Origin of the sequence: Nonomuraea sp. NPDC050383 (genome assembly GCF_044459125.1) — a bacterium.
GTDB lineage: Bacteria > Actinomycetota > Actinomycetes > Streptosporangiales > Streptosporangiaceae > Nonomuraea.
The window spans coordinates 158,568-179,830 of the sequence record NZ_JBITIP010000003.1; the positions used below are offsets into that span (position 1 = coordinate 158,568).

Annotated in this window: 15 protein-coding genes; 3 read left to right on the forward strand and 12 right to left on the reverse strand. The window is 71.5% G+C overall.

Annotated elements, in window-relative coordinates:
• Positions 1–67: 67 nt before the first annotated feature.
• From ACIBG4_RS09035 to ACIBG4_RS09060, 6 genes are all read right to left on the reverse strand, one after another.
• A complete protein-coding gene (locus ACIBG4_RS09035; RefSeq protein ID WP_397201362.1) occupies positions 68–1,237 on the reverse strand; it encodes an NAD(P)/FAD-dependent oxidoreductase in 1,170 nt (389 codons plus the stop codon).
• Positions 1,238–1,382: 145 nt separating this feature from the next.
• Positions 1,383–1,868, reverse strand: a complete 486-nt coding sequence (locus ACIBG4_RS09040) for an Rrf2 family transcriptional regulator (protein ID WP_355451620.1) — start codon at positions 1,866–1,868, stop codon at positions 1,383–1,385.
• A 5-nt stretch (positions 1,869–1,873) separates the two neighbouring features.
• On the reverse strand, positions 1,874–2,734 hold the full coding sequence (locus ACIBG4_RS09045) for an ABC transporter permease (protein WP_397201363.1): 861 nt from the start codon (positions 2,732–2,734) through the stop codon (positions 1,874–1,876).
• The gene (locus tag ACIBG4_RS09050) at positions 2,724–3,554 is read right to left on the reverse strand and encodes an ABC transporter ATP-binding protein (protein ID WP_355451615.1); all 831 of its coding nucleotides are present in this window, start codon (positions 3,552–3,554) and stop codon (positions 2,724–2,726) included. The genes ACIBG4_RS09045 and ACIBG4_RS09050 overlap by 11 nt, the downstream gene beginning before the upstream one ends.
• A gap of 55 nt (positions 3,555–3,609) precedes the next feature.
• Positions 3,610–4,665 carry an ABC transporter substrate-binding protein gene (locus ACIBG4_RS09055; protein ID WP_397201364.1) on the reverse strand — a complete coding sequence of 352 codons (1,056 nt, stop codon included), beginning with the start codon at positions 4,663–4,665 and terminating at the stop codon, positions 3,610–3,612.
• Between the two features lie 98 nt (positions 4,666–4,763).
• Entirely contained in the window at positions 4,764–6,887 is a 2,124-nt protein-coding gene (locus tag ACIBG4_RS09060) for a SpoIIE family protein phosphatase (RefSeq protein ID WP_397201365.1), read from the reverse strand.
• 133 nt (positions 6,888–7,020) lie between these two features.
• Here ACIBG4_RS09060 and ACIBG4_RS09065 point away from each other — a divergent pair, with 133 nt between their 5' ends.
• Positions 7,021–7,803: a CPBP family intramembrane glutamic endopeptidase gene (locus tag ACIBG4_RS09065; protein WP_397201366.1), complete on the forward strand. Its 783-nt coding sequence runs from the start codon at positions 7,021–7,023 to the stop codon at positions 7,801–7,803.
• A gap of 54 nt (positions 7,804–7,857) precedes the next feature.
• Here ACIBG4_RS09065 and ACIBG4_RS09070 read toward each other — a convergent pair whose 3' ends face one another.
• The 4 genes from ACIBG4_RS09070 to ACIBG4_RS09085 all read right to left on the reverse strand — a co-directional run bounded on the left by ACIBG4_RS09070 (position 7,858) and on the right by ACIBG4_RS09085 (position 14,812).
• Positions 7,858–9,120 carry a hypothetical protein gene (locus ACIBG4_RS09070; RefSeq protein WP_397201367.1) on the reverse strand — a complete coding sequence of 421 codons (1,263 nt, stop codon included), beginning with the start codon at positions 9,118–9,120 and terminating at the stop codon, positions 7,858–7,860.
• A 120-nt stretch (positions 9,121–9,240) separates the two neighbouring features.
• Complete coding sequence (locus ACIBG4_RS09075) at positions 9,241–12,525, reverse strand: discoidin domain-containing protein (protein WP_397201368.1); 3,285 nt, start codon at positions 12,523–12,525, stop codon at positions 9,241–9,243.
• A complete protein-coding gene (locus tag ACIBG4_RS09080; protein WP_355437451.1) occupies positions 12,525–13,934 on the reverse strand; it encodes a glycoside hydrolase family 43 protein in 1,410 nt (469 codons plus the stop codon). Before ACIBG4_RS09080 ends, ACIBG4_RS09075 begins: the two co-directional genes overlap by 1 nt.
• 275 nt (positions 13,935–14,209) lie before the next feature.
• A complete protein-coding gene (locus tag ACIBG4_RS09085; RefSeq protein ID WP_397201369.1) occupies positions 14,210–14,812 on the reverse strand; it encodes a TetR/AcrR family transcriptional regulator in 603 nt (200 codons plus the stop codon).
• 86 nt (positions 14,813–14,898) lie between these two features.
• On the opposite strand from ACIBG4_RS09085, the gene ACIBG4_RS09090 reads away from it, so the two are divergent.
• Positions 14,899–15,720, forward strand: a complete 822-nt coding sequence (locus ACIBG4_RS09090) for a class I SAM-dependent methyltransferase (protein WP_397201370.1) — start codon at positions 14,899–14,901, stop codon at positions 15,718–15,720.
• A 321-nt stretch (positions 15,721–16,041) separates the two neighbouring features.
• On the forward strand, positions 16,042–16,620 hold the full coding sequence (locus ACIBG4_RS09095; RefSeq protein WP_397201371.1) for a hypothetical protein: 579 nt from the start codon (positions 16,042–16,044) through the stop codon (positions 16,618–16,620).
• Positions 16,621–16,686: 66 nt separating this feature from the next.
• Here ACIBG4_RS09095 and ACIBG4_RS09100 read toward each other — a convergent pair whose 3' ends face one another.
• Positions 16,687–18,780, reverse strand: a complete 2,094-nt coding sequence (locus ACIBG4_RS09100) for an ATP-binding protein (protein ID WP_397201372.1) — start codon at positions 18,778–18,780, stop codon at positions 16,687–16,689.
• On the reverse strand, positions 18,777–21,122 hold the full coding sequence (locus ACIBG4_RS09105) for an ATP-binding protein (protein ID WP_397201373.1): 2,346 nt from the start codon (positions 21,120–21,122) through the stop codon (positions 18,777–18,779). The genes ACIBG4_RS09100 and ACIBG4_RS09105 overlap by 4 nt, the downstream gene beginning before the upstream one ends.
• Between the last annotated feature and the right edge of the window lie 141 nt (positions 21,123–21,263).

Sequence of the window (21,263 nt, forward strand, 5' to 3'; positions counted from 1 at the left end):
GCCGGGACGCTTCACCGGCCGGGGCGCTTCACCGGCCGCGGGACGTACGAAGGAGGCCGGACGCGGTTCACCGGCCGTGGGGCGTACGGAGGAGGCCGGACACGGAGTCGCGCAGCCAGCGGCGGGCCACCGCGAGCGCCATCGGCAGCGGCACCATCCCCGCCCCCAGCCCCACCTCCACCAGCAGGTCGAACACCTCCTTGCGGCGCGCCGCCGTTCCGATGGCCGCGTCGATGAACCCCGGCGACTGGGCGAGGCGGGCCAGCACGTCGGTGGTGCGCAGGTGCGGGCCGAGGGCCGCGCGGAGCTTGCGCCGGTAGACGGGCAGCGGGTCGCCGGGCGCCTCGACGGCCGCCTCCCCCGCCAGCCGGCCCGACAGCAGGGCGTAGTAGATGCCCTCGCCGGTGAGCGGGTTGATCAGGCTGGCGGCGTCGCCGGCGAGCATGACGCGGCCCGCGCCGGGCACCGGCCGTCCGGAGGACAGCGGCAGGTGGTGGGCGCGCAGGTCCCGGGCCGGACGGTCGGGCAGCAGCTCGGCGAGGCGGCCGTGCAGCACCTGCCGCCCGGGCGGCCCGACGGCGTGCAGGCGGGGCAGCAGCATCCCGAACCCGACGTTGGCGGTGCCGTCGCCGATGGGGAACGACCAGGCGTAGGCCGGCCAGCCCTCCTTCTGCATGGCGATGAGCTGGGCGTCCTCGGAGCCGGGCACGTCGGCGTACCCGCGGACGGCGATGGCGGTGTGCTGGGCGGTGTTGGCCGCGAGGCCGGCGAGGCGGCGGAGCGTGGAGTGGGCGCCGTCGGCGGCCACGACGGCGCGGGCGGCGATGTCCGCGTCGATGACGGTGTACGGCCCGCTCTGGTCGATCGCGCGGACGCGATGGCGGCGGACCTCGACGCCACGCGCCCGGGCGGCCTCGACCAGGCGGGCGTCGAACACCCGGCGCGGCACCACGTGGTTGGGCCTGGCCGCCTCCGCGCTGACCCGCGCGCCGCTCGGGGACACCACCGAGAGGCGGGAGGTGGGCCGGTAGTCGTCGATGAGGCCCGGCAGGCCGAGCAGGGCCAGCTCGTCCCGGCCGTGGGCCGCGATGCCGTCGCCGCACGCCTTGTCGCGCGGGAAGCCGGACTTGTCGAGCAGCAGGACGCGCGCTCCGGGGCGCAGTTGCGCCGCCCGCAGCGCCGCCGCCGCTCCCGCCGGGCCGCCGCCGACGACCACCAGATCCCAGACGTCGTTCACATCGGGTCTGTGCCACGCCGGCCACCGCCGAAACCGTCCGGCCGGTGACGGAGTGCCCTCCTCCGGTACGGCCGGACGCCCGCCGCCCCGGCCGGGCGCCCGTCTCCGCCCCGGGGCGGGGCTCAGTCGCCGCCCCGGGCGGAGGTCAGTCGTCGCCGTCGCGGGTCCCGGAGCCGGCCGGTGTCACGTCCTCCGTGGGCGGGCGGGGGCCGGGGACCTGATGGTCCTGGTGGTGTGCGCCGGGGAGGGCGCCCTGGGCGACGTGGGCGAGGGTGATCTCCGACAGGAGCGTCTCCTCGTGGTCCCGCAACGCGCTCCACACGTCCGCCAGGGGCCGCGCCACCCCCGGATACCCGCCGTGGTCACCCCCCTCCGGGACGCCCTCCACCACCGTGATGATGTCGGCCAGGCTGATCTGGTCCTTGGGGTGGGCGAGCCAGTAGCCGCCGTCGGGGCCGCGCTGGCTGTGCAGGAGGCCGGCGCGGCGCAGCTGGAGCAGGATGTTGTCGAGGAACTTGCGGGGGATGCCCTGGGCCGCCGCGATGCGCTCGGCGGGCACCGGCCCGGGTGGGGCGGCGGCCAGCTCTGCGGCGGCTCTCAGGGCGTACTGGGTCCGGGCGGAGATCCGCATATCGCTCAGTTGGTCACCTGGTGAAGGCCCCAGCGGCGGCGCAGGGCGTCGTCGGCGACGCCGAACAGCCGGTCCACGAAGATGCCGATGACCAGAATCACGATCATGGTGGCGAGCAGGCCGGGCGAGTCGGCCAGCTCGCGGGCGAAGTGCAGCTGCTCGCCCAGCGACGGCCGGTTGGCGATGATGACCAGCAGCTCACCGGCCATCAGCGAGCGCCAGGCGAACGCCCAGCCCTGCTTGAGCCCGGCCAGGAACGACGGCAGCGAGGCCGGCAGGATGACGTGCCGGTACAGGGCGAGCCGCCGGAAGCCGAGCATGTGCCCGGCCCGCAGCAGGATCGGCGGCGTGTAGTCCACGCCGGCGATCAGGCCGTTGGCGACGGACGGCGCGGCGCCGAGCACCACCACGAACAGGATGGCGCTCTCGCTCAGCCCGAACAGCAGGATCGCCAGCGGGAACCAGGCGATGGACGGCATCGTCTGGAGCCCGGTGATGAGGGAGCCGACGGCGCGGCGCAGTGGCCGGATCCGCGACACCAGCGCCCCGACGACCAGCCCGACGGCGATCGCGAGCGCGAACCCGACGACGGCGCGGCGCATGGTGACCGACAAGGCCTGGTAGAACTCGGCCTCGCCGAGCCGCTTGCCGAGCTCGCCGAACGTGGTGAGCGGCCCGGCGAAGACGTACTCGGGCCACCAGCCGGCCAGCACGACGAGCTCCCAGGCGGCGAGCACGAGGGCCACCGCCAGGGCGACCGGCCACGCACCGGCCCAGGCGCGGGTGAGCAGGCCGGCGCGCCTCGCCGGGGTGAGCTCCAGGGCGTCGAGCCCGGCGATCTGCCGGGCGTGCGTGTCAGCGGCCATCGGGGGCGACCTCCTGGGCGCCGGGCTGCGTGAAGCCATGGCGCATGACCTCCTCGCGCAGGCGCTGCGTGATCTCGCCGGCCTGCCCGGCGACCTCGGCCGAGTCGGTACGGCGGGGCCGCGGCAGCGTGACCGGGAAGTCCTCCACCACCCGGCCGGGACGGCTGGACAGCAGCACGACCCGGTCGCCGAGCCGGACGGCCTCGCGGACGTTGTGGGTGACGAACAGGACGGCGAGGTCACGCTCGCGCCAGATGCGCTCCAGCTCGTCGTGGAGCAGGTCGCGGGTCATCGCGTCGAGCGCCCCGAACGGCTCGTCCATGAGCAGGACGTCGGCGTCCTGGGCGAGGGCCCGGGCCAGGGCCACGCGCTGCCGCATGCCGCCCGACAGCTCGTGGGGCCGCTTCTTGCCGAACCCGCCGAGGTGCACGATGTCCAGGAACTCCGCCGCGCTGTCCCGCCGCTCCTGCCGGCTGAGGCCCTTGGCCCGCAGCGCCATCTCGACGTTGGCCGAGACGGTCAGCCAGGGGAACAGCGCGGGCTCCTGGAACATGAGCGCGATCCGGTCGCGGTCGACGTCGATGCGGCCGGCGGTGGGCGCGTCGAGGCCGGCGACCAGGGAGAGCAGCGTGCTCTTGCCGCACCCGGAGGCGCCGAGCAGGCACACGAACTCGCCGGGCGCGACGTCGAGGGCCACGTTGTCCAGGGCCTGCAGTCCCGCCTTGCCCTGCCCGTAGATCTTGGAGACGGCCTGGATGCGGACGGCGGGCTCCTGCCCGCCGACCCGCCCGCCGGCCTGCTCCGTGAGCGGAGCGGTCATGGCACCTCCGTCGGTTGTCCGAGAGTCGCTGGTCCGAGAGTCGCTGGTCCGAGAGTCACTTGTCCGAGATGGCCGGCTGGCCCTTGGCGGCCAGGACCTCGTTGAGGATCTTGAGGTCGTAGATGCCGTTCAGGTCGACGGGGTCCAGCAGGCCGACCTTGGTGGCGTGCTCGGCGCTGCCGACCAGCGACGAGGCGATCGGGTCGTCGGTGAAGGTGATGTTCTTGAACGCGCTGTCGAGGACCTCGGGCTTGAGCGGCTTGCCGGTGAGCTTCTCCAGCGCGGCGTTGGCGGTCCGGGCGGCGCCCGCCGGGTCGGACTTGATCAGCGCGTTGGCCTCGACGTGCGCCTCGATGAGCTTGCGGACCGTGTCGGGGTGCTCCTTGAGGAACTCCTGCCGGACGATCAGGTGGGTGATGACGAACTGCTTGTTCGGCCACAGGTCACGCTCGTCGACGAGGACCTTGCCGCCGCTCTCCTTGATGAGGCGGCTGGCGAACGGCTCGGGCACCCAGGCGCCGTCGATGTCGCCGGTGGCGAACGTCTGGATGGTCTGGGAGTTCTCCTGCGGGACGATGTGGACGTCGCCGCCGCCCTTGGTGTCGGTCTTCAGGCCCTTCTCGGTCAGCCAGTAGCGCAGGGCGACGTCCTGGGTGTTGCCGAGCTGCGGGGTGGCGATCTTCTTGCCCTTGAGCTGCTCGGGGGTGGTGATGCCGGGCTTGACGACGAGGAACACGCCGCCGGAGGCCGCCCCGGCGACGATCTTGATGGCCTTGCCCTTGGACTTGGACCAGGCGTTGATGGCCGGGTTGGGGCCGACGTAGGTGGCGTCGATGGCGCCGGAGAAGACGGCCTCGATCGCGGCGGGGCCGGCGTTGAACGTGCTGGTCTTGAGCGTGGTGCCGCTGCCGAGGTGCTTGGCGAACAGGCCCTTCTCGACGCCCACGAGGGCGGTGGCGTGGGTGATGTTCGGGAAGAACCCGAGCCGCACCTCAGCCGGCGCGGTGCCGGCCTTGCTGTCGCCGCCGGACCCCCCGCAGGCCGCGGTCAAGGTCGTGAGTGCCAGAGCCGCCACGGCGGCCACCACCCCGCGAAGCCCGCGAGCGTTCATCGGTTCTCCCTATTTCCCACTTATTTAGTAGATATAATGTGTTTATAGGGCCGCGCAGGCGTGGAGTCAAGCCGGGGGTTCCAGCTACCTTCGGATTTTCAGACGTGCTTCAGCAGCAGCAGGGCGATGTCGTCGGTGCGCTGCTGGACGTCCAGCGCGTGGTCGATGAGCGTCTGCGCGACCATGGCCAGGGGGCGGCCGGCGCTGCGGGTGAGGCGGCGGCCCAGGGCCTCCATGCCCTCGCCGATGTCGACGCCCGGCACCTCGATCAGGCCGTCGGTGTAGAGGGCGAGCAGCGAGCCGGGCGGCAGCGGCAGCTCCAGCGTCGGATATTCGGACTCCGGGTCCAGCCCGAGCAGCAGCCCCGAGGGCATGTCGATGATCTCCGCGGGCTCGCCGGGCCGGCACAGCAGGGGCGGGAGGTGTCCGGCGCTGGCCACGCAGGCGGTGTGCCGGGCCAGGTCGAGGTTGACGTACAGGCAGCTCGTGAACAGGTCGGGCGCGAGATCGATGAGCAGCCGGTTGGTGTGGTACAGGACCTCGCCGGGGCTCGCGCCGGCGGTCGCGTGGGCGTGGATGGCGGTGCGCACCTGCCCCATGAGGGCCGCCGCGGTCATGTCGTGGCCCTGGACGTCGCCGATGACGGCGGCGGCCGTGGTGTCGTCCAGGCTGATGAGGTCGTAGAAGTCGCCGCCGATGTCCATGCCGAGGGTGGCGGGCAGGTAGCGGGCGGCCACGTCCAGCCGTGGGACGGCGGGCAGCGCGCTGGGGAGCAGGCTCGCCTGGAGCGCCTCGGCCAGCTGGTGCTTGACGTCGTAGAGCCGGGCGCGTTCCAGGGCCTGGGCGACCAGCCCGGCCAGGGAGGTGAGCGTGGCCCGCTCGTCGGCGGTGAAGGCGCGCGGGCGCGCGTACGAGAGCACGCACGTGCCGATCGGGCGGTCGGAGGCGATGAGCGGCAGCACCGCCCACGCGGACATGCCGGGCTGGCGTATCGCGTCGGAGTGCCGCGCGACGAGGTCGTCCCAGCTCTCGAAGAACGCCGCCTCGCCGGTCAGCATGACGTGCTGGCTCGCGGTGTGCGCGGTGAGCGGCAGGCCGTCGAAGTGGTCGATGATCTCCGTCTCATAGTTGTGGGAGCCGACCACCAGCAACCGGCCGTTCTCGGCGAGCAGGATGGCCATGCCCTGGGCGTCGCAGAGCACCATGACCTGCTCGCTGACGAGGTCGACGACGTCCTGGACGGTGACGGCCCGGGTGAGGGTGGCCGCGAGGTGGACCAGGTTGTAGAGCGTGTCCGCCCGGATCGGCCTGATCAGCGGCTCGGCCGCCCCGGGCGGCCCCTGGAGGGCCGGCCCCGGGACGGGGACGACGCGGATGCTGATGCCGAGCGGATCGGAGTGCAGCTCGAAGGCGAGTCGCTCGCCGCGCGGGTTGCGGGCGGTGAACGCGGTGACCCGGTTGCTGAGGGCGGCGGCCCGGTACTGGTCCTCGAAGACCGGGTCCCGCAGCCACGGCAGCACGTCCCACGGCCGGGCCCCCAGCAGCTCGGACACCTTGCCGCCCAGCATGTCGGCCGCGCGCTGGGTGATGAACGTGACGCGGCCGTCCATGTCGAGCGAGCAGCAGCCCTCGGGCAGCCGGTTGACGTAGTCGAGCGCGGCCAGCGCCTCCTCCATGTCCGGGGTGTTCCCGCGGGCGGCGACGAGAAGGCGGGGGCGCTCGCCGGGCACGACGCGGCGCCCGGCCTCGGCGGCCCGCCGCAGCAGCACCCCCATCCTGCGGCAGGTGATCTCGATGACGTCCCGCTCGTGCCGGTTGAGGTCGGAGGCGTGCGGCGAGGGCCACAGGAGGAGAAGCGTTCCCCAGTCGTCCGGCTCGGTGTAGATGGGCGCGGCGGCGGTCGAGAAGCTGTACGGCAGGACGAGCGCGGCGTCCGGGAAGTAGCGGGCCATCTCCTCCTGGCCGGGCACCCAGATCAGGCGCCGTTCGCGCAGCGCGTTGGAGGCGGGGGCCAGGCTCTCCAGACGGAGCCGGGACCACTGACTGGCGATGGGTGAGGGAAGCCCCATCGCCACCTCCAGGCGCAACGCGTCCTTGCCGGGGGTGAGGAGGTAGACGCCGCCCATGTGCGATCCGGTGTTCCCCACGGCGTGGGCCAGCAGCTCGTCGAGTCCTGGCAGATCGTCTGCGGGGCCGAAGAGGTAGCTGGCCTGGTCACCCATGGGCGGTGCCTCACTCTCGAAGTGAGCTCAATACCCGAAAAATGCCTATATAGGACAATATGCCCGAGTCGCCCTGGCGGGCACCCCCCAACCCCTTACTCGGGACCGACGGCCCGGCGGCTACCCTGCGGCCATGCACACGCCGACCGCCCCCGCAGGCGTCTCCGAGCTCACGCCGCGGCTCATCCGAGCCGAGATATTCGTGGTCTTCGCCGTGTCGCTCGGCGCGAGCGGCCTGGTGGCGCTCGTCCGCCTGGTGGGCGCCCTCACGGCCCCGAAGGAGCTCAGGGGCCAGCGCGCCGTGCTCACCCCCTCGCTCGCGCCCGGACGACCCTGGCTCGACCTGGCGCTCCAGCTCGTGGACATCGCCATCACGGTGGCGCCCGTCGCGCTCGTCGCCTACCTGCTCGTCCGCTCCGGCGAGTCGATGCGCGCCATCGGCGTGGACGCCCGCGAGCCGGGTCGCGACCTGCGGCGCGGCGCGACGCTCGCGGCCGTGATCGGCGGCACGGGGCTGGCGTTCTACCTCGCCGTGTACGCCGCCGGGGTCAACCTCACGGTGGTCGCCGGGGCCCTGCCCGACGAGTGGTGGCGGGTGCCGGTGCTGGTGCTCGCCGCCGCGCAGAACGGCGTGCTGGAGGAGGTGCTGGTCGCCGGCTACCTGCTGCACCGGCTGGCGCAGGCCGGCCACGGCCCCTGGCGGTCGCTGGTGATCTCGTCGCTGCTGCGCGGCTCGTACCACCTGTACCAGGGGTTCGGCGGGTTCGTCGGCAACGTGGTGATGGGGCTGGTGTTCGGCCGCCTCTACCAGCGGTGGGGCCGGGCGATGCCGCTGGTCGTGGCGCACACGCTGATCGACACCGTGGCCTTCGTCGGGTACGCGCTGCTGCACGGCAAGGTGAGCTGGCTGCCCTGACCCCGCCTGTCATCCCGCGCCCGGACGCGGGATCACAGGCGGGTCGATGCTGCGTCAGAGGCCGTAGCGGCTCTTCAGGTGCCGCCACCAGTCGCGCAGCATCCACGCGTCGAACTCGGTGATCGAGGTGGCGCTGCCCGCGTTCATGATGAAGCAGCACTGCCCCGTGGGCGTCCAGTCGTAGAAGTCGTCCAGGCCGAACGAGTGCCCCATCTCGTGCAGCAGGATGTGGATGTTGTCGGCGTTGAGGTTGCTCATGAAGTACTCGCTGCCGATGCGCTGACCCCAGTCGCCGCCCGCGCCGCCGCCGAAACCGGCGGTGAGCCACAGCGACATGTCGTAGTGGTGCGACGCGCCGCCCGGGCAGTTGGGGTAACTGCCGCTCTGGTTGAAGAACCGGCCGCACGGCTCGGCGCACTGCGGCGCGTTCTCGCGGATGTTGTTGACGTAGACGTCCACCGAGTTGTCGCTCCACTGCAGCTGCGCCCGGTCACGTACCGCCCAGCCGACGACCTTCACCGGCACCGTGCCGTACGGCCAGCCGTTGTGCCCGGCCATCACGTCCATCCACTTCTTGAACTGACGGGCCAGCGCGGCATGGATCTGGTCCCGCTGCGCGGCCGTCACCGTGGCCGTGGAGTCCCAGCGGACGCAGTAGTTGATGGAGCCCTTGTTGGCCATCACCTGGTCCCAGCCGTAGTTACGGAAGCCGTACAGGTCGTTGTACGTGCTCTCCTGGTGCTGCCAGACCTCGTTGAGCGGCGTGACCAGGTTGGCCGGCGGGTTCCAGGCGCTGGGGGTGCCGCCGCCCGACGGGTCGTTGGCGTATGCCTTGACCTCCAGCAGCCCGACGGAGCCCTGGCCGCTCTGCAGCACCACGCGCAGCCGGGTGGTGCTGACCTGGCCGAAGGTGACCTTGTTGTAGGCGTCCGTCCGGACGGGGTAGCCGCTCGCGTTCGGGACGTCGGCGTAGGCGCCGCCGGTCCAGTACTGGAGCTTCCAGGAGGCGGGGACGCGCACGCCGCCGCCGTCGTCGAAGAAGTAGATCTCGGCCGCCCGGAGGGTCTGCGACCCGCTCCAGGTCAGCTCGGCCCACTGGGAGCCGGTGTTGGGCCAGGTGCCCCAGCGGCGGTTGACCGTGTCGTTGGAGCGGGGCGGGTCGATGCCGTCGTTGAGCGCGGCCACGCTCTCCCAGGACGAGGTGTACGACGCGCTCGGGGTGGCGGACGTGGCGAGGTTCGTCTCCGCGTACGCGGCCTCGACCGGTAGGAGGAAGGCACTCACCAGCAGGAGCGGTAAGAGGGCCAGGCGTTTCATCGCGCCTCCAGGGTGGGGGGTTGGGTGTCGCCGGATGTGGGGCCGCCCGGCACGCGCCGCCGTGCGGGGCGGCCCGTGCCGGGCGGGGTGTCACGTGGCCATGTCAGCCGCGGGCATGGCTCACGGTCCGAACGCCTTGACCTCAAGGAGGCCGACCGAGCTGGAGCCGTTGCCGGTGAGCAGCACCCGCAGCCTGGTGGTGCCCGTGGCGGTGAACGTGACGGTGTTGTAGGCGTTCTTGGTCAGCGTGTACGCGCTCGCGCCGGGCACGTCCGCGTACGCGCTGCCGTTCCAGTACTGCAGCTTCCACGACGCCGGCATGTCGATGCCGTCGTCGTCGTCGAAGAAGTACACCTGCGCCTTGTTCAGGGTCTTCGCCGACGACCACGTCAGGTCCACCCACTGCTGCCCGGTCTCCGGCCAGCAGCCCCAGCGGGGGTTGACGGTGTCGTTGGAGGAGGGCGGGTCCACGCCGTCGTTCACGGCGTTGACGTTCTCCCACGACGAGGTGTACGAGGCCGTCGGGGTCGCCGAGGCGGCCAGGTTGCCCGCGGGCGGCTCCTGTGTGCCGCCCCGATTGAACACCTTGATCTCGGTCAGGCCCGTCTTCGCGCCGGAGGCGTTGGTGGCGAGCACCCGCACCCGCTGGGCGTTGACCGCGCCGAACTTCACCACGTTGTAGTTGGCCTGCGGCGTCGCCGGGCTCTTGGCCTGGCTCGGCACGCTGACCCACGCGCTGCCGTTGTAGTACTGGATGTCGTACGCCGACGGCGCCCGGTAGGTGGTGCTGGCGGGGCGGCTGTCCTTGAAGTACAGGCGCACCTCGTTGAAGGTACGGGCCGCGCCGAAGTTCAGCTCGTACCAGTCCTGGCTGTTGGGCGAGCCGCCCGCGCCCCAGAACGGCTCGTTGATCGGGTAGCCGTCGACGGCGCCCGCGACCGTGCTGCCCGAGCCCGTGTAGGAGGCGCTCGCGGTGGCGCCGGTGGCCAGGTTGGTCAGGTCGGCCGTCAGGTCCACACCCGCCTTGGCCAGCATGTCCACCATGCGGGCGCCGGTCTGCGTCACCTGCGTGGGCGACTGCAGACCAGCCACCGCCACGTGGTAGGCGACGGTGCCGCTGGTGGTCACGTCACCGGTGGCCGGGTCCCAGGTGAAGGGCACCAGCGAGTTGACCGTCGCGGCGCGGTTGCCGTTGACGTAGATCGAGTAGCCCTCCGGCACGCCCGGGTAGCGCACGACGCCGTCGGACGGGTCGTCCCAGACGATGGTCAGGTCGGCGTTGCGGTAGCGCAGGTTGTTGACGGTGAAGTGGGACCAGCCGATGTTGATGGGCGAGAGCTCCACCTTGGCGTCGTTGCGCGGCCGCAGGCCGGCCACGTCCTCGATCACGGTCCAGTTGCTGCTGCCGAGGATGTTGTGGTGGATCCACGACCGGTACGTGATCGCGGAGCCGTTCCAGTCGGCCCAGAACTCGTTGGCGTCCGGCCACTGGGTGTTGCCGTTGACGTACTGCGCCCAGGCGTTCCAGTAGAGCAGCTTCTTGTAGTCGTTGGCCGTCATCCACGAGTTGGGATAGTTGCGCAGCACCGACGAGTACAGCCTGAACTGCACGGTCGAGTTGATGGTGGAGAAGTTGTTCGACCCCGGCTGGCCGGCGTCGGCCGCGGCCTTCTTGTCCACCTGGTTCGCCGTGTAGAAGGGGAAGATCGGGTACTGGGCCGGGTCGTCGTACAGGCGCAGCGCCTGCTTGTACGTGGCGGTGTTGGGGATCGCGCCGACCGCGAACGGGTAGTAGTTGTTGATCTCCTTCCACGGCACCCATTCGTTGGTCGACTTCAGCCGGTGCTCGAAGAGCTGCCGGTTCGGGTTCCACAGCACGTTGACGATGGCGTTCTGGATCTGCGTGGCCAGGGTCCGCATCTCGGTGGCCTTGGCGGTGTTGCCGATCGCCTCGTACGCCTGGGCCGCGGCCAGCGCGCCGCTGTACTGGTAGGCCGACTCGGCCCGGTCCATGTTGCCGCTCTTCCAGTGGAAGGAGACGGCGTCGGCGTCGTTGCCGGTCAGGGCGCCCCAGTCGTACTCGATGAGCTTGTTGTTGTCGTGGTCGTAGTAGGCGAGCTGTCCCTTGACGTCGCCTTCGGCGTAGCGCGCCAGGTTGGCCGCGATGGCGGGCTGGCCGCCGTGGATCTGGTAGCTGCGCCACGCCGCCTCGGCGATGTACTGGGTGTAGCTGTTGGACCAGTTCTCGGGGTCGCCCGGGTTGTCGACGAAGCGGCCGTTCTTCGACACCTGGCCGACGCTGAGCCAGTCGCCGTAGGAGTACTTCGGGTCGCGCAGGTACTTGAGGTCGTCGATGTGCATCGGCTGGGTGAGCGCGATCGCGTTGTTGTAGCCGAGCACGCCCTCGGTCGAGGTGGGGAACTGGAACGTCTGCCCCGGAATGTCGGCGTCGAGGTTGTTGAAGCGCATCAGCCACCAGCGGTAGTAGATGTTCTTCTTGATGGCCGGCTCCGGCACGTCGATGTAGGGCACGTTCTGCGCCCACCACCGGCTGTAGGCCCGCACGTGGGTGGCGAAGGCCGTGGCGTTCGAGTAACCGGCGTACGCGTCGTACTCGGTGCGCGACTCGGGGATCTCGTTGGTGACGAAGCCCATGACCAGCTTGGCGGTCACGGTGGCGCCGGCCGCGACGGTCACGGATCGGTTCAGGCCGCCGCTGGAGACGGTGAACCCGTCACCGGTGAGCCTGGGGTAGATCGTGGTCAGGTTGTTCTTGGCGTTGACCTGCCCGGTCAGCTCGCTGCCGCTGCCGGACGTGGCGTACGGCGAGGTGGCCCGGAGTTGGAGGGTGGCCGAGCCGGAGCCGTTGTTCGTGATCGACAGGTTGGTCACGGCGACGTTGTTCTCGGTGATGAACTTCGTCTGGTTGACCGTGATCGAGCCGCTGGTGTGGACGCTCTTCCAGTGGCTCGGCGCCTGCCAGCGGGAGTTGACCTGCTCGGTGAAGGTGCCCGGGGTGATGGCGACGGTGTAGGCGTTGTTGTCGCTGATGCTCTCCCAGTACGCGACCTGGCCGGCGAAGCCGAGCGTGCCCGGCGTGTGGGTCTTCATGAACAGGGCCCGGCCGCGCGACATCAGCCAGGTGCCGGCCGGGTCGTTGCCGGGCCGGGCGAGCAGCCGGTCCATCCAGAAGTCGGTGCCGGAGCTCTCGGCGTCGTAGATGGACTGCATCATGTTGCCCGGCGTGTACGAGACCGGCGCCGCCGGTACGGCCGGGCCGCTGAAGGTGGGGAACCCGATGGTCTGCGCCGCCCGGGCCGGGGCCCCGGCCACGAGCACGCCCGCGACGAGCAGCAGGGCGGTCAGGCCCCGCCGTACGACGCGCCTCATCACAGAGCCGTTCATCACAGGGCCATCCATTCCAGGACGCCGGTCGAGTAGCCGGACTTCGAGGTGATGCTCAGCCGCAGCCGCGTCGTCGAGACGGCGGGGAAGGACGTCACGTTGTAGGTGTTGGCGGCCGTCCCGCAGGCCGACTGTCCCGGTACGTCCACGTACGCGGTGCCGTTCCAGTACTGCACCTTGCAGGAGGCGGGCAGGTCGATGCCGAGGTCGTCGTCGAACCAGTAGGTCGCGATCTTGCTGATCGACTGGGCGCTGTTCCAGCGGTACTCCAGCCACTCGGTGCCCTGGTGGTCCCAGTTGCCGTAGGCGCCGTGGCTGTGGTCGGCCGAGCCGGTGGGCACGTACCCGTCGTTGACGGCGCCGAGGGTCTCCCACGAGGAGACGTACGAGGTGGACGGCGTCGCGCTCAGGGCCAGGTTGGTGCCGGTCGGCGGGCCGCCGGGACCGCCGCCGGGCCCGGTCGTCTGGACGACCTTCTGCATGGTGCCGTCGGCGTTCCAGTAGAGCTTGTCGAGCGTCACCGAGCGGCGGAAGTTGCCGCCGCCCGGGCTGCTCGCGTTGTGGTAGACCATGTACCACTGGCCCTTGAACTCGATGATCGCCGGGTGGTTCGTGGTCGAGGTGACCTGGTCGAGCACCACCCCGCGATGGGTCCACGGGCCGAGCGGGCTGCTCGCGGTGGCGTAGCGGATGCAGGCGTAGCCGGAGGCGGCGCAGCCGGAGTCGTTGGCCGCGTAGGCGAGGTAGTAGGTGCCGTTGCGCTTGAACATCCAGGGCGCCTCCCAGAAGTTCGAGACGCCCTGCGGGGTGATGACCGAGCCGTCCAGATTGATCATGTCGGGCTTGAGCTTGGCGGCGCGCAGGCCGTAGTAGGAGCCCCAGTAGATGTAGGACTGGCCGTCGTCGTCGGTGAAGACGGTGGGGTCGATGTTGAGCGGCGAGGAGTTGGGGGTGCTGTCGCTGATCAGCGGGCCGCCCTTGGCGTCGTGGAACGGGCCGAGGGGGCTGTCGCCGACGGCGACGCCGATGTCCATCCAGCCGGCGCCGTTGCCGTTGACGGGGGCGTACCAGTAGTACTTGCCGCCCTTCGGCTCGACCTCGCCGGCCCACGCGTCGGCGCCGGCCCAGGGGAAGTCCGAAAGTTTCAGCTTGGCGCCCTGGTCGGTCCAGGTGGTCGCGTCCCCGGAGGTGAACACGTGCCAGTCGCGCATGACGAAGTTCGTGCCGCCCGTGGGGGCCTCGTCGTGGCCGGTGTAGAGGTACATGGTGTCGCCGACCACCAGGGCGGCCGGGTCTGCGGTGTAGATGGAGGTGGTGATGGGTGCGGCGGCGGGGGCGGGTGCCGCGGATGCGACGACCAGCCCCAGCGCGGCCACCGCGCCGAGGATCGTGGTTCGCAGGCGTCTCATGCAGGGCTCCTGGGGGGTAGAACCTAGCCTTTGCTTGGTTAGCGCTAACATTTCTGAGCGATGCATAGGGGATCTTGTCGCGATACAGGTGATCAACGCGCTGGGGCGCGGCGCCCTGAGTGTTTGCGATATCAAAAGCGCCGTCAAGACCCAAAATGATCGCCCAGCTCACAGCGCGAGAACCGGGTAGTGCGGTCGAACCGCGGGCGGGAGCACCAGCGGCGCCCGCGTCGGCGGAAAGAGGCACTCAACCGCGGTTGGGGTCAAGCGGCACGTCAGAGCAGGCGTCTCTGCACGACGTCGGCGATGACCGCGTTCACGACCTTTCCCACCGCCTCGGGGTCCGGCGGACCCTGTTCCCGGTCGGCGAACAGCATGTGCGCGCTCCCGACCAGGCAGAGCGCGAGCGCGTCCACGTCGGCGTCCGCGGCGATGCGCCCCATCTCGCACTCGTCTCCCAGGTAGGCGCCGATCACACCGGCGGCCTGCGTCAGCACCGGGACACCGGGCACGGGCCGGACCTGGCGCAACCGGGCGCGCAGTTCGTCCCGGAAGATGATGAGACTGACGACCGACACGGTGACCGGGTCGAACAGCCGGATCAGCGCCGCAGTGAGGTGGGCGGCGACGGTGCCGGTCCCGGCCGAGCCGCGCAGGTCCGCGGCCAGGCCGTCGAGCCGGGCGATGCGTTCCTGCACCAGCTCGACCAGGAAGTCGTCGAAGTCCTCGAAGTGCCGATGGAGGACGCCTTTGGCGACGCCCGCCTCCTCCGTGACGGCTCGGCTGGTCAGCCCGTTCGCCCCGTCCCGGAACAGGACGCGCTCGGCGGCGGCGAACAACTGCTGCCGCACGTCTCGGAGGGCCACTCCCGTCGGCATCGCCCGTTCTCCCCTACATCCGACCTTGGCTCTACGCGAAACGCTATCCGGTTGTCGAGTGGGCAGTCGCCCACTATGGTGGGCGCATGCCCACTATGCCGCAGGAGCCCTCCCTGCCTTCGAAGCAGTCATCCCATCAGGCCAGGCAGATGGCCGAATCGTTCGGGACCGACACCGAACGCTACGACCGGGCCCGGCCCCCCTATCCCGACGCCCTCGTGCGACGGATCATCGCCGCCAGTCCCGGTCCCGACATCGCCGACGTCGGCTGCGGCACCGGCATCGAAGCCCGCCAGTTCCAGGCGGCCGGCTGCAAGGTGCTGGGCATCGAGCCGGACGCGCGGATGGCCGAGTTCGCCCGCCGGACCGGGGTCGAGGTCGAGGTCGCGACGTTCGAGGACTGGGATGCCGCCGGGCGCACGTTCGACGCGGTCGTCGCCGGGCAGTCCTGGCACTGGGTGGACCCGCTCGCGGGCGTGGCCAAGGCGGCTCAGGTGCTGCGCCCCGGCGGCCTGCTGGCGGTGTTCGCCCACGCGTACGACCCTCCGGCCCCGATCGCGGAGGCGTTCGCCGCCGTACTGCGGCAGGTGGTGCCCGACTCGCCGTTCAGCGCAGGCCCGCCGAGACCGGGCCAGGAGATCTACCGGCAGATGTTCGCCACGTTCGCCGACGGCATCCGGCAGGCCGCCGCGTTCGGCGAGCCGGAGCAGTGGCGATTCGACTGGGAGCGGCACTACACACGCCACGAATGGCTCGACCTGCTGCCCACCACCGGCGGACTCACCCGGCTCCCACCGGACAAGCTGGCCGAGGTGCTGGAGGCCGTCGGAGCCGCCGTGGACGCGGCCGGAGGCGGCTTCACCATGCAGTACACGACGATGGCGGTCACCGCGTCCCGGAACGCCTGAGCCTCCCCGCCGTCGATGGGCGCGGACCTGGAAGAGTGCGCAGAGCGGTGGCGGATGACAGGAGGCTCCCGGCAAGACCTCGTCGTCCGACGAGAGAAACTCCGGCGCGGCCGCGAACCAACGAACGTGCGGTGGCATCCAACAGGAGCACGGCGTCGGAAGGGACTCATGTGATCATCTGGTTGGGCGACACCTCGGGGGCAGGCGACCGCATGACGCAGGACGCCTCGCGGCCGTGAGCGTCTCCCAGGCATGGTGACCCGCAAACGCGCCGCGCGCTCCACGCGGCGCATCGACGTGACCCGCCTTCCCGAGGACGTCGTGGCGCTCATCGACGCCCTCGAGCCTGGCGAGGACCTGGTCCTCACGCGTGACGGGGCGTCGATCGCGACGATCTCCAGCACCATCGACGTGGTCCAGGGCGCCATCGTCGATCGCGACGCGCCGGACGAGGCCGACGACGAGGCACCGATCGACTACGAGAGTGTGACAGTCGTGGCCACCGCGATGGAGCTGTCCACCGCGGCTCGGGTCGCGCTCTCCACCCAGCTCGGGGCCGACTACGTGGTGCTCGACATGCACGCGGCTCCCGCGACGACCGATGTGCTGCTGATACCTCCAGGCAGCCCGCAGTTGATCGCAGCGCTCCGATCGATGTTCCCGAAAGCTCGCGTCATCGTCACCGAGATCGAGGACCACGAACTCGGAGTTCAGTACTACGGCCCGGTCCGACGGCTGCTCAACGCCGGCGCTGATGGTTATCTACCACCGGCGACCCTCCCGCTCCTGGCCAGGCAGCTCGACTACACCCTGAATCAGGGGCGGGAGATCGCCGGCGGGGCCGCGACACCACTGCAGATCGCACCGACCGTGGAGCCGTCGGATCCAGCCGACGAATGACCCCGCGCCTCTTCGGTCTCATGGGGAGGTGCGCGCCGTTCCGCACTCCCGGTTCGGACGGCATGCTCAGGCGCGGGACCCGGAGTCGATCCTGTCGAGGACGGTGTGGTCGAGGCTGTGCCGGGCGCCGTCGCGGAAGGCGGCGGTGAAGTCCCGGTCCCCGAGCGCCCGGCGGGCCTGGTCCGCGCAGCGCTCGTGCCAGACGGCGTGGTACCAGAGCCGGGTCGGCGAGGAGTCCACCGCCTGCCACAGCGCGTGCGCGGCACCCAGCACCCAGGCGGCTCGCGCGTGGTCGCCGCCCGCCCCGGCGATCCACGCCAGCACCTCCAGGCACTGGGTCAGGCACCACCGGTCGTTGATGCGCGCCGTGAACGCGGCGGACTCCCGCACCAGCGACTCGGCGCGATCCTGGTCGCCCAGGCTCCAGGCGGCGATGCCCAGGGAGAGCTGGGCGTAGCCGCGGGACACGGCCGCCCGCCGCTCCTCGCACAGCGCCAGCAGCTCCTCCCCGTGCGCGGCGGCCCGTGCCGAGTCGTGGACCGAGCCGTAGGTGGCCGCGAAGTAGAGGTCGAGCGCCACTCCGGCCACGTCGTCCACGGCGCGGTGCAGGACGAGCGACTCCTCCAGCAGCTCCAGCCCGCGCCGTACGTCTCCGGCGACGTACGCGGCGAGCCCCGAGATGCGGATGACGTACGGCAGGAGCCGCTCGTCCCCGGTGCTCAGCGCGAACGCGTGGCTCTCCTCCAGCCGGGGCATGGCCCCGGCCACGTCGCCCTGGCGGAGGGCCAGCATGCTGTCGACCCACAGCGCCGTGGCGCGGGAGTGGCTGGGGGCGGACGCGAGGTCCAGGCCGCGCTCCAGCCAGTACCGCCCCTCGGTCAGCGAGCCCGTGGGCAGGCTGAACGACCACATCGTCGAGGCCGTCTCCAGGCCCACGACGGCCGTGTCCGGCTCGCCCAGGCACAGCTCCAGGGCGGCGCGCACGTTGGGCTGCTCGCGCTGGAGCAGCAGGTAGCGGTCGAGCTGCTCGGGGACGAGCTCGTCGACCCGGTGGCCGCTCACCAGGTCGCGGTAGTGGTCGATGTAGCGCAGCCGCAGCGCCCGCCTCTCTTCCGGCTGGAGCCACTCGCCACCGTAGCCCCGGATGCACTCCAGCATCCGGTACCGCGTCCCACCCTCGGCGTACTCGCTGACCAGGACGGACTTGTCCACCAGCCCCGCGATCAGGTCGAACACCTCGGCGCAGGCGATGCCGTCGCCCGCGCAGACCGCCTCGGCGGTGTCCAGGTCGACGCTGCCGGGGAACATCGACAGCCGGGCCCAGAGCCGCTGCTCCGGCGGCGAGCACAGCCGGTAGCTCCAGTCCATGGTCGCGCGGAGCGTGCGGTGGCGCGGGAGCGTGACGGCGCTCCCCGCGACGGGGACCTCCAGGAAGTCGTCCAGCTCCCGCATCAGCCCGTCGAGCCGCAGCGTGCGCAGCCGCACGGCGGCCAGCTCGATGGCCAGCGGGATGCCTTCGAGGCGCTGGGCGAGCCGCGCCACGGTGGCCGCGTTACGCGCGTCCACGGCGAACCCCGGCTGCACGCTGGCGGCACGGTCCGTGAAGAGCCGCACCGAGTCGTGGCGGGCGATCTCCCGGGCCGGGCTGCCGGGGTCGGGCACGGGCAGCGACGGCACCGCGAGGACCTGCTCGCCGTACACGCCGAGGATCTGCCGGCTGGTCACCAGCACCCGCATGCGGGGCGCGCCGCGCAGGATCCGGTCCACCAGGCGGGCGCAGTCGGGCAGCAGGTGCTCGCAGTTGTCGAGGATGAGCAGCATGCGCTTGTCCGACAGGTAGTCCACCAGCAGCGCCGTGGGGTCGGGCCCCTGGTCGCGCAGCCCCAGGGCGGCGGCGACGGTCGGCCCCAGCAGGTCGCCGGTCTCCAGGGTGCCGAGCTCGACCACCAGGACGCCGTCCTTGTACGCGGCGCGCAGGCTCTCGCAGATCCGCCGCGCCAGCCGGGTCTTGCCCACCCCGCCCGTGCCGGTCAGCGTCAGGAGCCGGGCCCTGACCAGGATCCTGCGCGCGGCGGCCAGCTCGCTCCTGCGGCCGACGAAGCTCGACACCTCCTTGACGGGGCCTGGCCGGGCATGGTCGCCGTCCGTGAACGGTCTCATGACGCACCTCCTGACCACGGCTCGTCCACGGGCAGGTCCTGCCGGCCGATCCAGGCCGCGATCTGCACGCGCGAGCTGAAGCCGAGCTTGCTGAGGATCTTCTCGACGTGTCCCTCGGCCGTACGCTGGGCGATCACCAGGGAGGCCGCTATCGCCTTGTTGCTCATGCCCCGGGCGACGAGCCGGGCGATCTCCATCTCGCGCCTGGTCAGCGGCGAGGATTCGCGCGGGCGCTCGCCGGTGCTCCTGTCGGCCCGCAGCGCGTACGCGATCACCTGGGCGGGGGTCATCGTGGCTCCCTTGCGGAAGGCCGTCTCGAACCTGCGGTCGCCGATGGCCGCCCGCGCCGCCTGCTCGCACGCGTCGTGGTAGTCGGACAGGTGACCGAACAGCGGCCCGCCGAACGCCCGCCGCATCTCCTCCAGCGCGCCGAGCAGCGTCGCGGCCCGCCGCCCGTCGCCCTCTCCGGCCGCCATCCAGGCCAGGGCCTCGGCGCACAGCGCGATGCCCAGAGGGTCCTTGAACGGCTCCTTGAGCCTGATGGCCTCGCGCTCCATCTCCACCGCGCGCCGCGTGTCGCCCTGCTTCCACACCTCTATCCCGTACGTCCACAGGGTGTAGGAGCGGAACCAGCGCTCCCGGCGCGTCTCGCACAGGCGCAGGCACTCCTCGAAGCTGTCCACCGCCTCGTCGGCGCGGCCCAGCAGCGACCGGGCCGTCCCGAGGTAGATGAGCGAGTTGGCCACGAGCATCTGGTCACCGGTGGCCCGGCCGCATTCCAGCGCCTCACCGAGCAGGTCCAGCGCCTCGGGCAGCTCGCTCTGGAGGACCGCCGCGAGTCCCCCGACGTAGGCGGCGGCTCCCGTGATCCCGTCGTCGCCGAGCTCGCGGTTCAGCTCGCGGCATTCGGCCAGCAGGCCGACAGCCACGCCGAAGTCGCTCTGCAGCACCGCGAGCCGCGCGTCGAGGCACAGCGCCCGTGCGCGCGCCCGCACCGGGGCGGCGTCGACGGCGAGCAGCCGGTCGAGCCAGCCGCGCCCCTCGCGCGGCGAGTCGGCGGCGATCCAGTAGTAGCGCAGCGCGGCGGCCAGGGTCATGCCCGCCTCGGCCTCCCCCGGCGTGGACACGCAGTAGTCCAGCGCGGAGCGGACGTTGTCGTGCTCCAGGCGCATGAGCCGGTACCAGGTCACCTGGTCGGGGCCGAACCACGCCTGGTGCATCCGCGTCGCGAGGTCGTGGTACCAGACGCGGTGCCGGCGTCGCAGCTCCCCCTCCTCGCCGGACTCGCGCAGCCGGTCGCGGCCGTACTGGCGGATCGTCTCCATCAGCCGGAAGCGCACCATGGAGCCGTGCTCCTCGCGCAGCAGGATGGACTTCTCCACCAGGCCGATGACCACGTCGACGATCTCCTCGGCGGCGATGCCGTCACCGGCGCAGACGTACTCCGCGGCCTCCAGATCCAGGCTGCCGGAGAAGACCGACAGGCGCGCCCACAGCAGCCTCTCCTGCTCGGTGCACAGGGCGTGGCTCCAGTCGATGAGCGCCCTCAGCGTCTGCTGCCGCGGCAGCCGCGCCCGCGAGCCCGTCGTGAGCAGCCCGAAGCGGTCCTCCAGCCGGGAGAGGAGCTGCTCGGCGGAGATGACGCGCAGCCGCACGGCCGCCAGCTCGATGGCCAGCGGGATTCCGTCCAGGCCCCGGCAGATGCGGGTGACGGTCTCCCGGTTCGCGTCGGTGATCTCGAAGTCGGGCACGACGGCCCGGGCGCGCTCGGCGAACAGCCGCATCGCGTCGGACCGCTCGGGCGGCTCCCCGCCGGGCCGCTGCCCGTTCATCCCGGGCACCGGCAGCGCCGGGACCACCATGGTCTGCTCGCCGGGGGCGCCGAGCGCCTGCCTGCTGGTGGCGAGGATGCGCAGGCCGGGCGCGGCGCGTACGAGTGTGGCGGCGAGCACCGCGCACTCGTGCAGCAGGTGCTCGCAGTTGTCCAGGACCATGAGGATCTGACGGTCGCGCAGATGGTCGGCCAGGACGTCCATCGGCTCCCGGGAGGAGTGGTCCACGATCCGCAGGTTCTCGATCACCGCCTGGACCAGCACCTCGGAGCTCTCCAGCGCGGCCAGCTCGACCAGGCACACACCGTCGCGGAACGCGCGCCGCACCTCGGCGGCGACCCGCAGGGCCAGCCGGCTCTTGCCGACCCCGCCCACGCCGGCGAGGGTCACCAGCCTGGAGCCGGCCAGCAGACGCTTGACCTCGGCGATGTCCTGCCGGCGGCCCACGAAGCTGGTCAACTCGGCCGGCAACCCGCCGGCGGTCCAGCCGTCCGTTCCCCGTGACGTCATGACTGCTCCACAATCCGGCGGCGGGGTCCCCTTCCTCGTCACCGGCCGACAGAACTCAGCGTACGCCCATCCCCCTACCCCATCCGGCGAGATCGTCGCAGGTCAGAGCCGTCGCGAGAATCGGGTTCGCGTGTGGATCTT

Excerpts from the sequence above, each read along its gene's own strand:
- ACIBG4_RS09040 (WP_355451620.1), bottom strand. The coding sequence starts at position 1,868 with ATGCGGATCTCCGCCCGGACCCAGTACGCCCTGAGAGCCGCCGCAGAG.
- ACIBG4_RS09045 (WP_397201363.1), bottom strand. The coding sequence starts at position 2,734 with ATGGCCGCTGACACGCACGCCCGGCAGATCGCCGGGCTCGACGCCCTG.
- ACIBG4_RS09050 (WP_355451615.1), bottom strand. The coding sequence starts at position 3,554 with ATGACCGCTCCGCTCACGGAGCAGGCCGGCGGGCGGGTCGGCGGGCAG.
- ACIBG4_RS09055 (WP_397201364.1), bottom strand. The coding sequence starts at position 4,665 with ATGAACGCTCGCGGGCTTCGCGGGGTGGTGGCCGCCGTGGCGGCTCTG.
- ACIBG4_RS09060 (WP_397201365.1), bottom strand. The coding sequence starts at position 6,887 with ATGGGTGACCAGGCCAGCTACCTCTTCGGCCCCGCAGACGATCTGCCA.
- ACIBG4_RS09065 (WP_397201366.1), top strand. The coding sequence starts at position 7,021 with ATGCACACGCCGACCGCCCCCGCAGGCGTCTCCGAGCTCACGCCGCGG.
- ACIBG4_RS09070 (WP_397201367.1), bottom strand. The coding sequence starts at position 9,120 with ATGAAACGCCTGGCCCTCTTACCGCTCCTGCTGGTGAGTGCCTTCCTC.
- ACIBG4_RS09075 (WP_397201368.1), bottom strand. The coding sequence starts at position 12,525 with ATGAACGGCTCTGTGATGAGGCGCGTCGTACGGCGGGGCCTGACCGCC.
- ACIBG4_RS09080 (WP_355437451.1), bottom strand. The coding sequence starts at position 13,934 with ATGAGACGCCTGCGAACCACGATCCTCGGCGCGGTGGCCGCGCTGGGG.
- ACIBG4_RS09085 (WP_397201369.1), bottom strand. The coding sequence starts at position 14,812 with ATGCCGACGGGAGTGGCCCTCCGAGACGTGCGGCAGCAGTTGTTCGCC.
- ACIBG4_RS09090 (WP_397201370.1), top strand. The coding sequence starts at position 14,899 with ATGCCCACTATGCCGCAGGAGCCCTCCCTGCCTTCGAAGCAGTCATCC.
- ACIBG4_RS09100 (WP_397201372.1), bottom strand. The coding sequence starts at position 18,780 with ATGAGACCGTTCACGGACGGCGACCATGCCCGGCCAGGCCCCGTCAAG.
- ACIBG4_RS09105 (WP_397201373.1), bottom strand. The coding sequence starts at position 21,122 with ATGACGTCACGGGGAACGGACGGCTGGACCGCCGGCGGGTTGCCGGCC.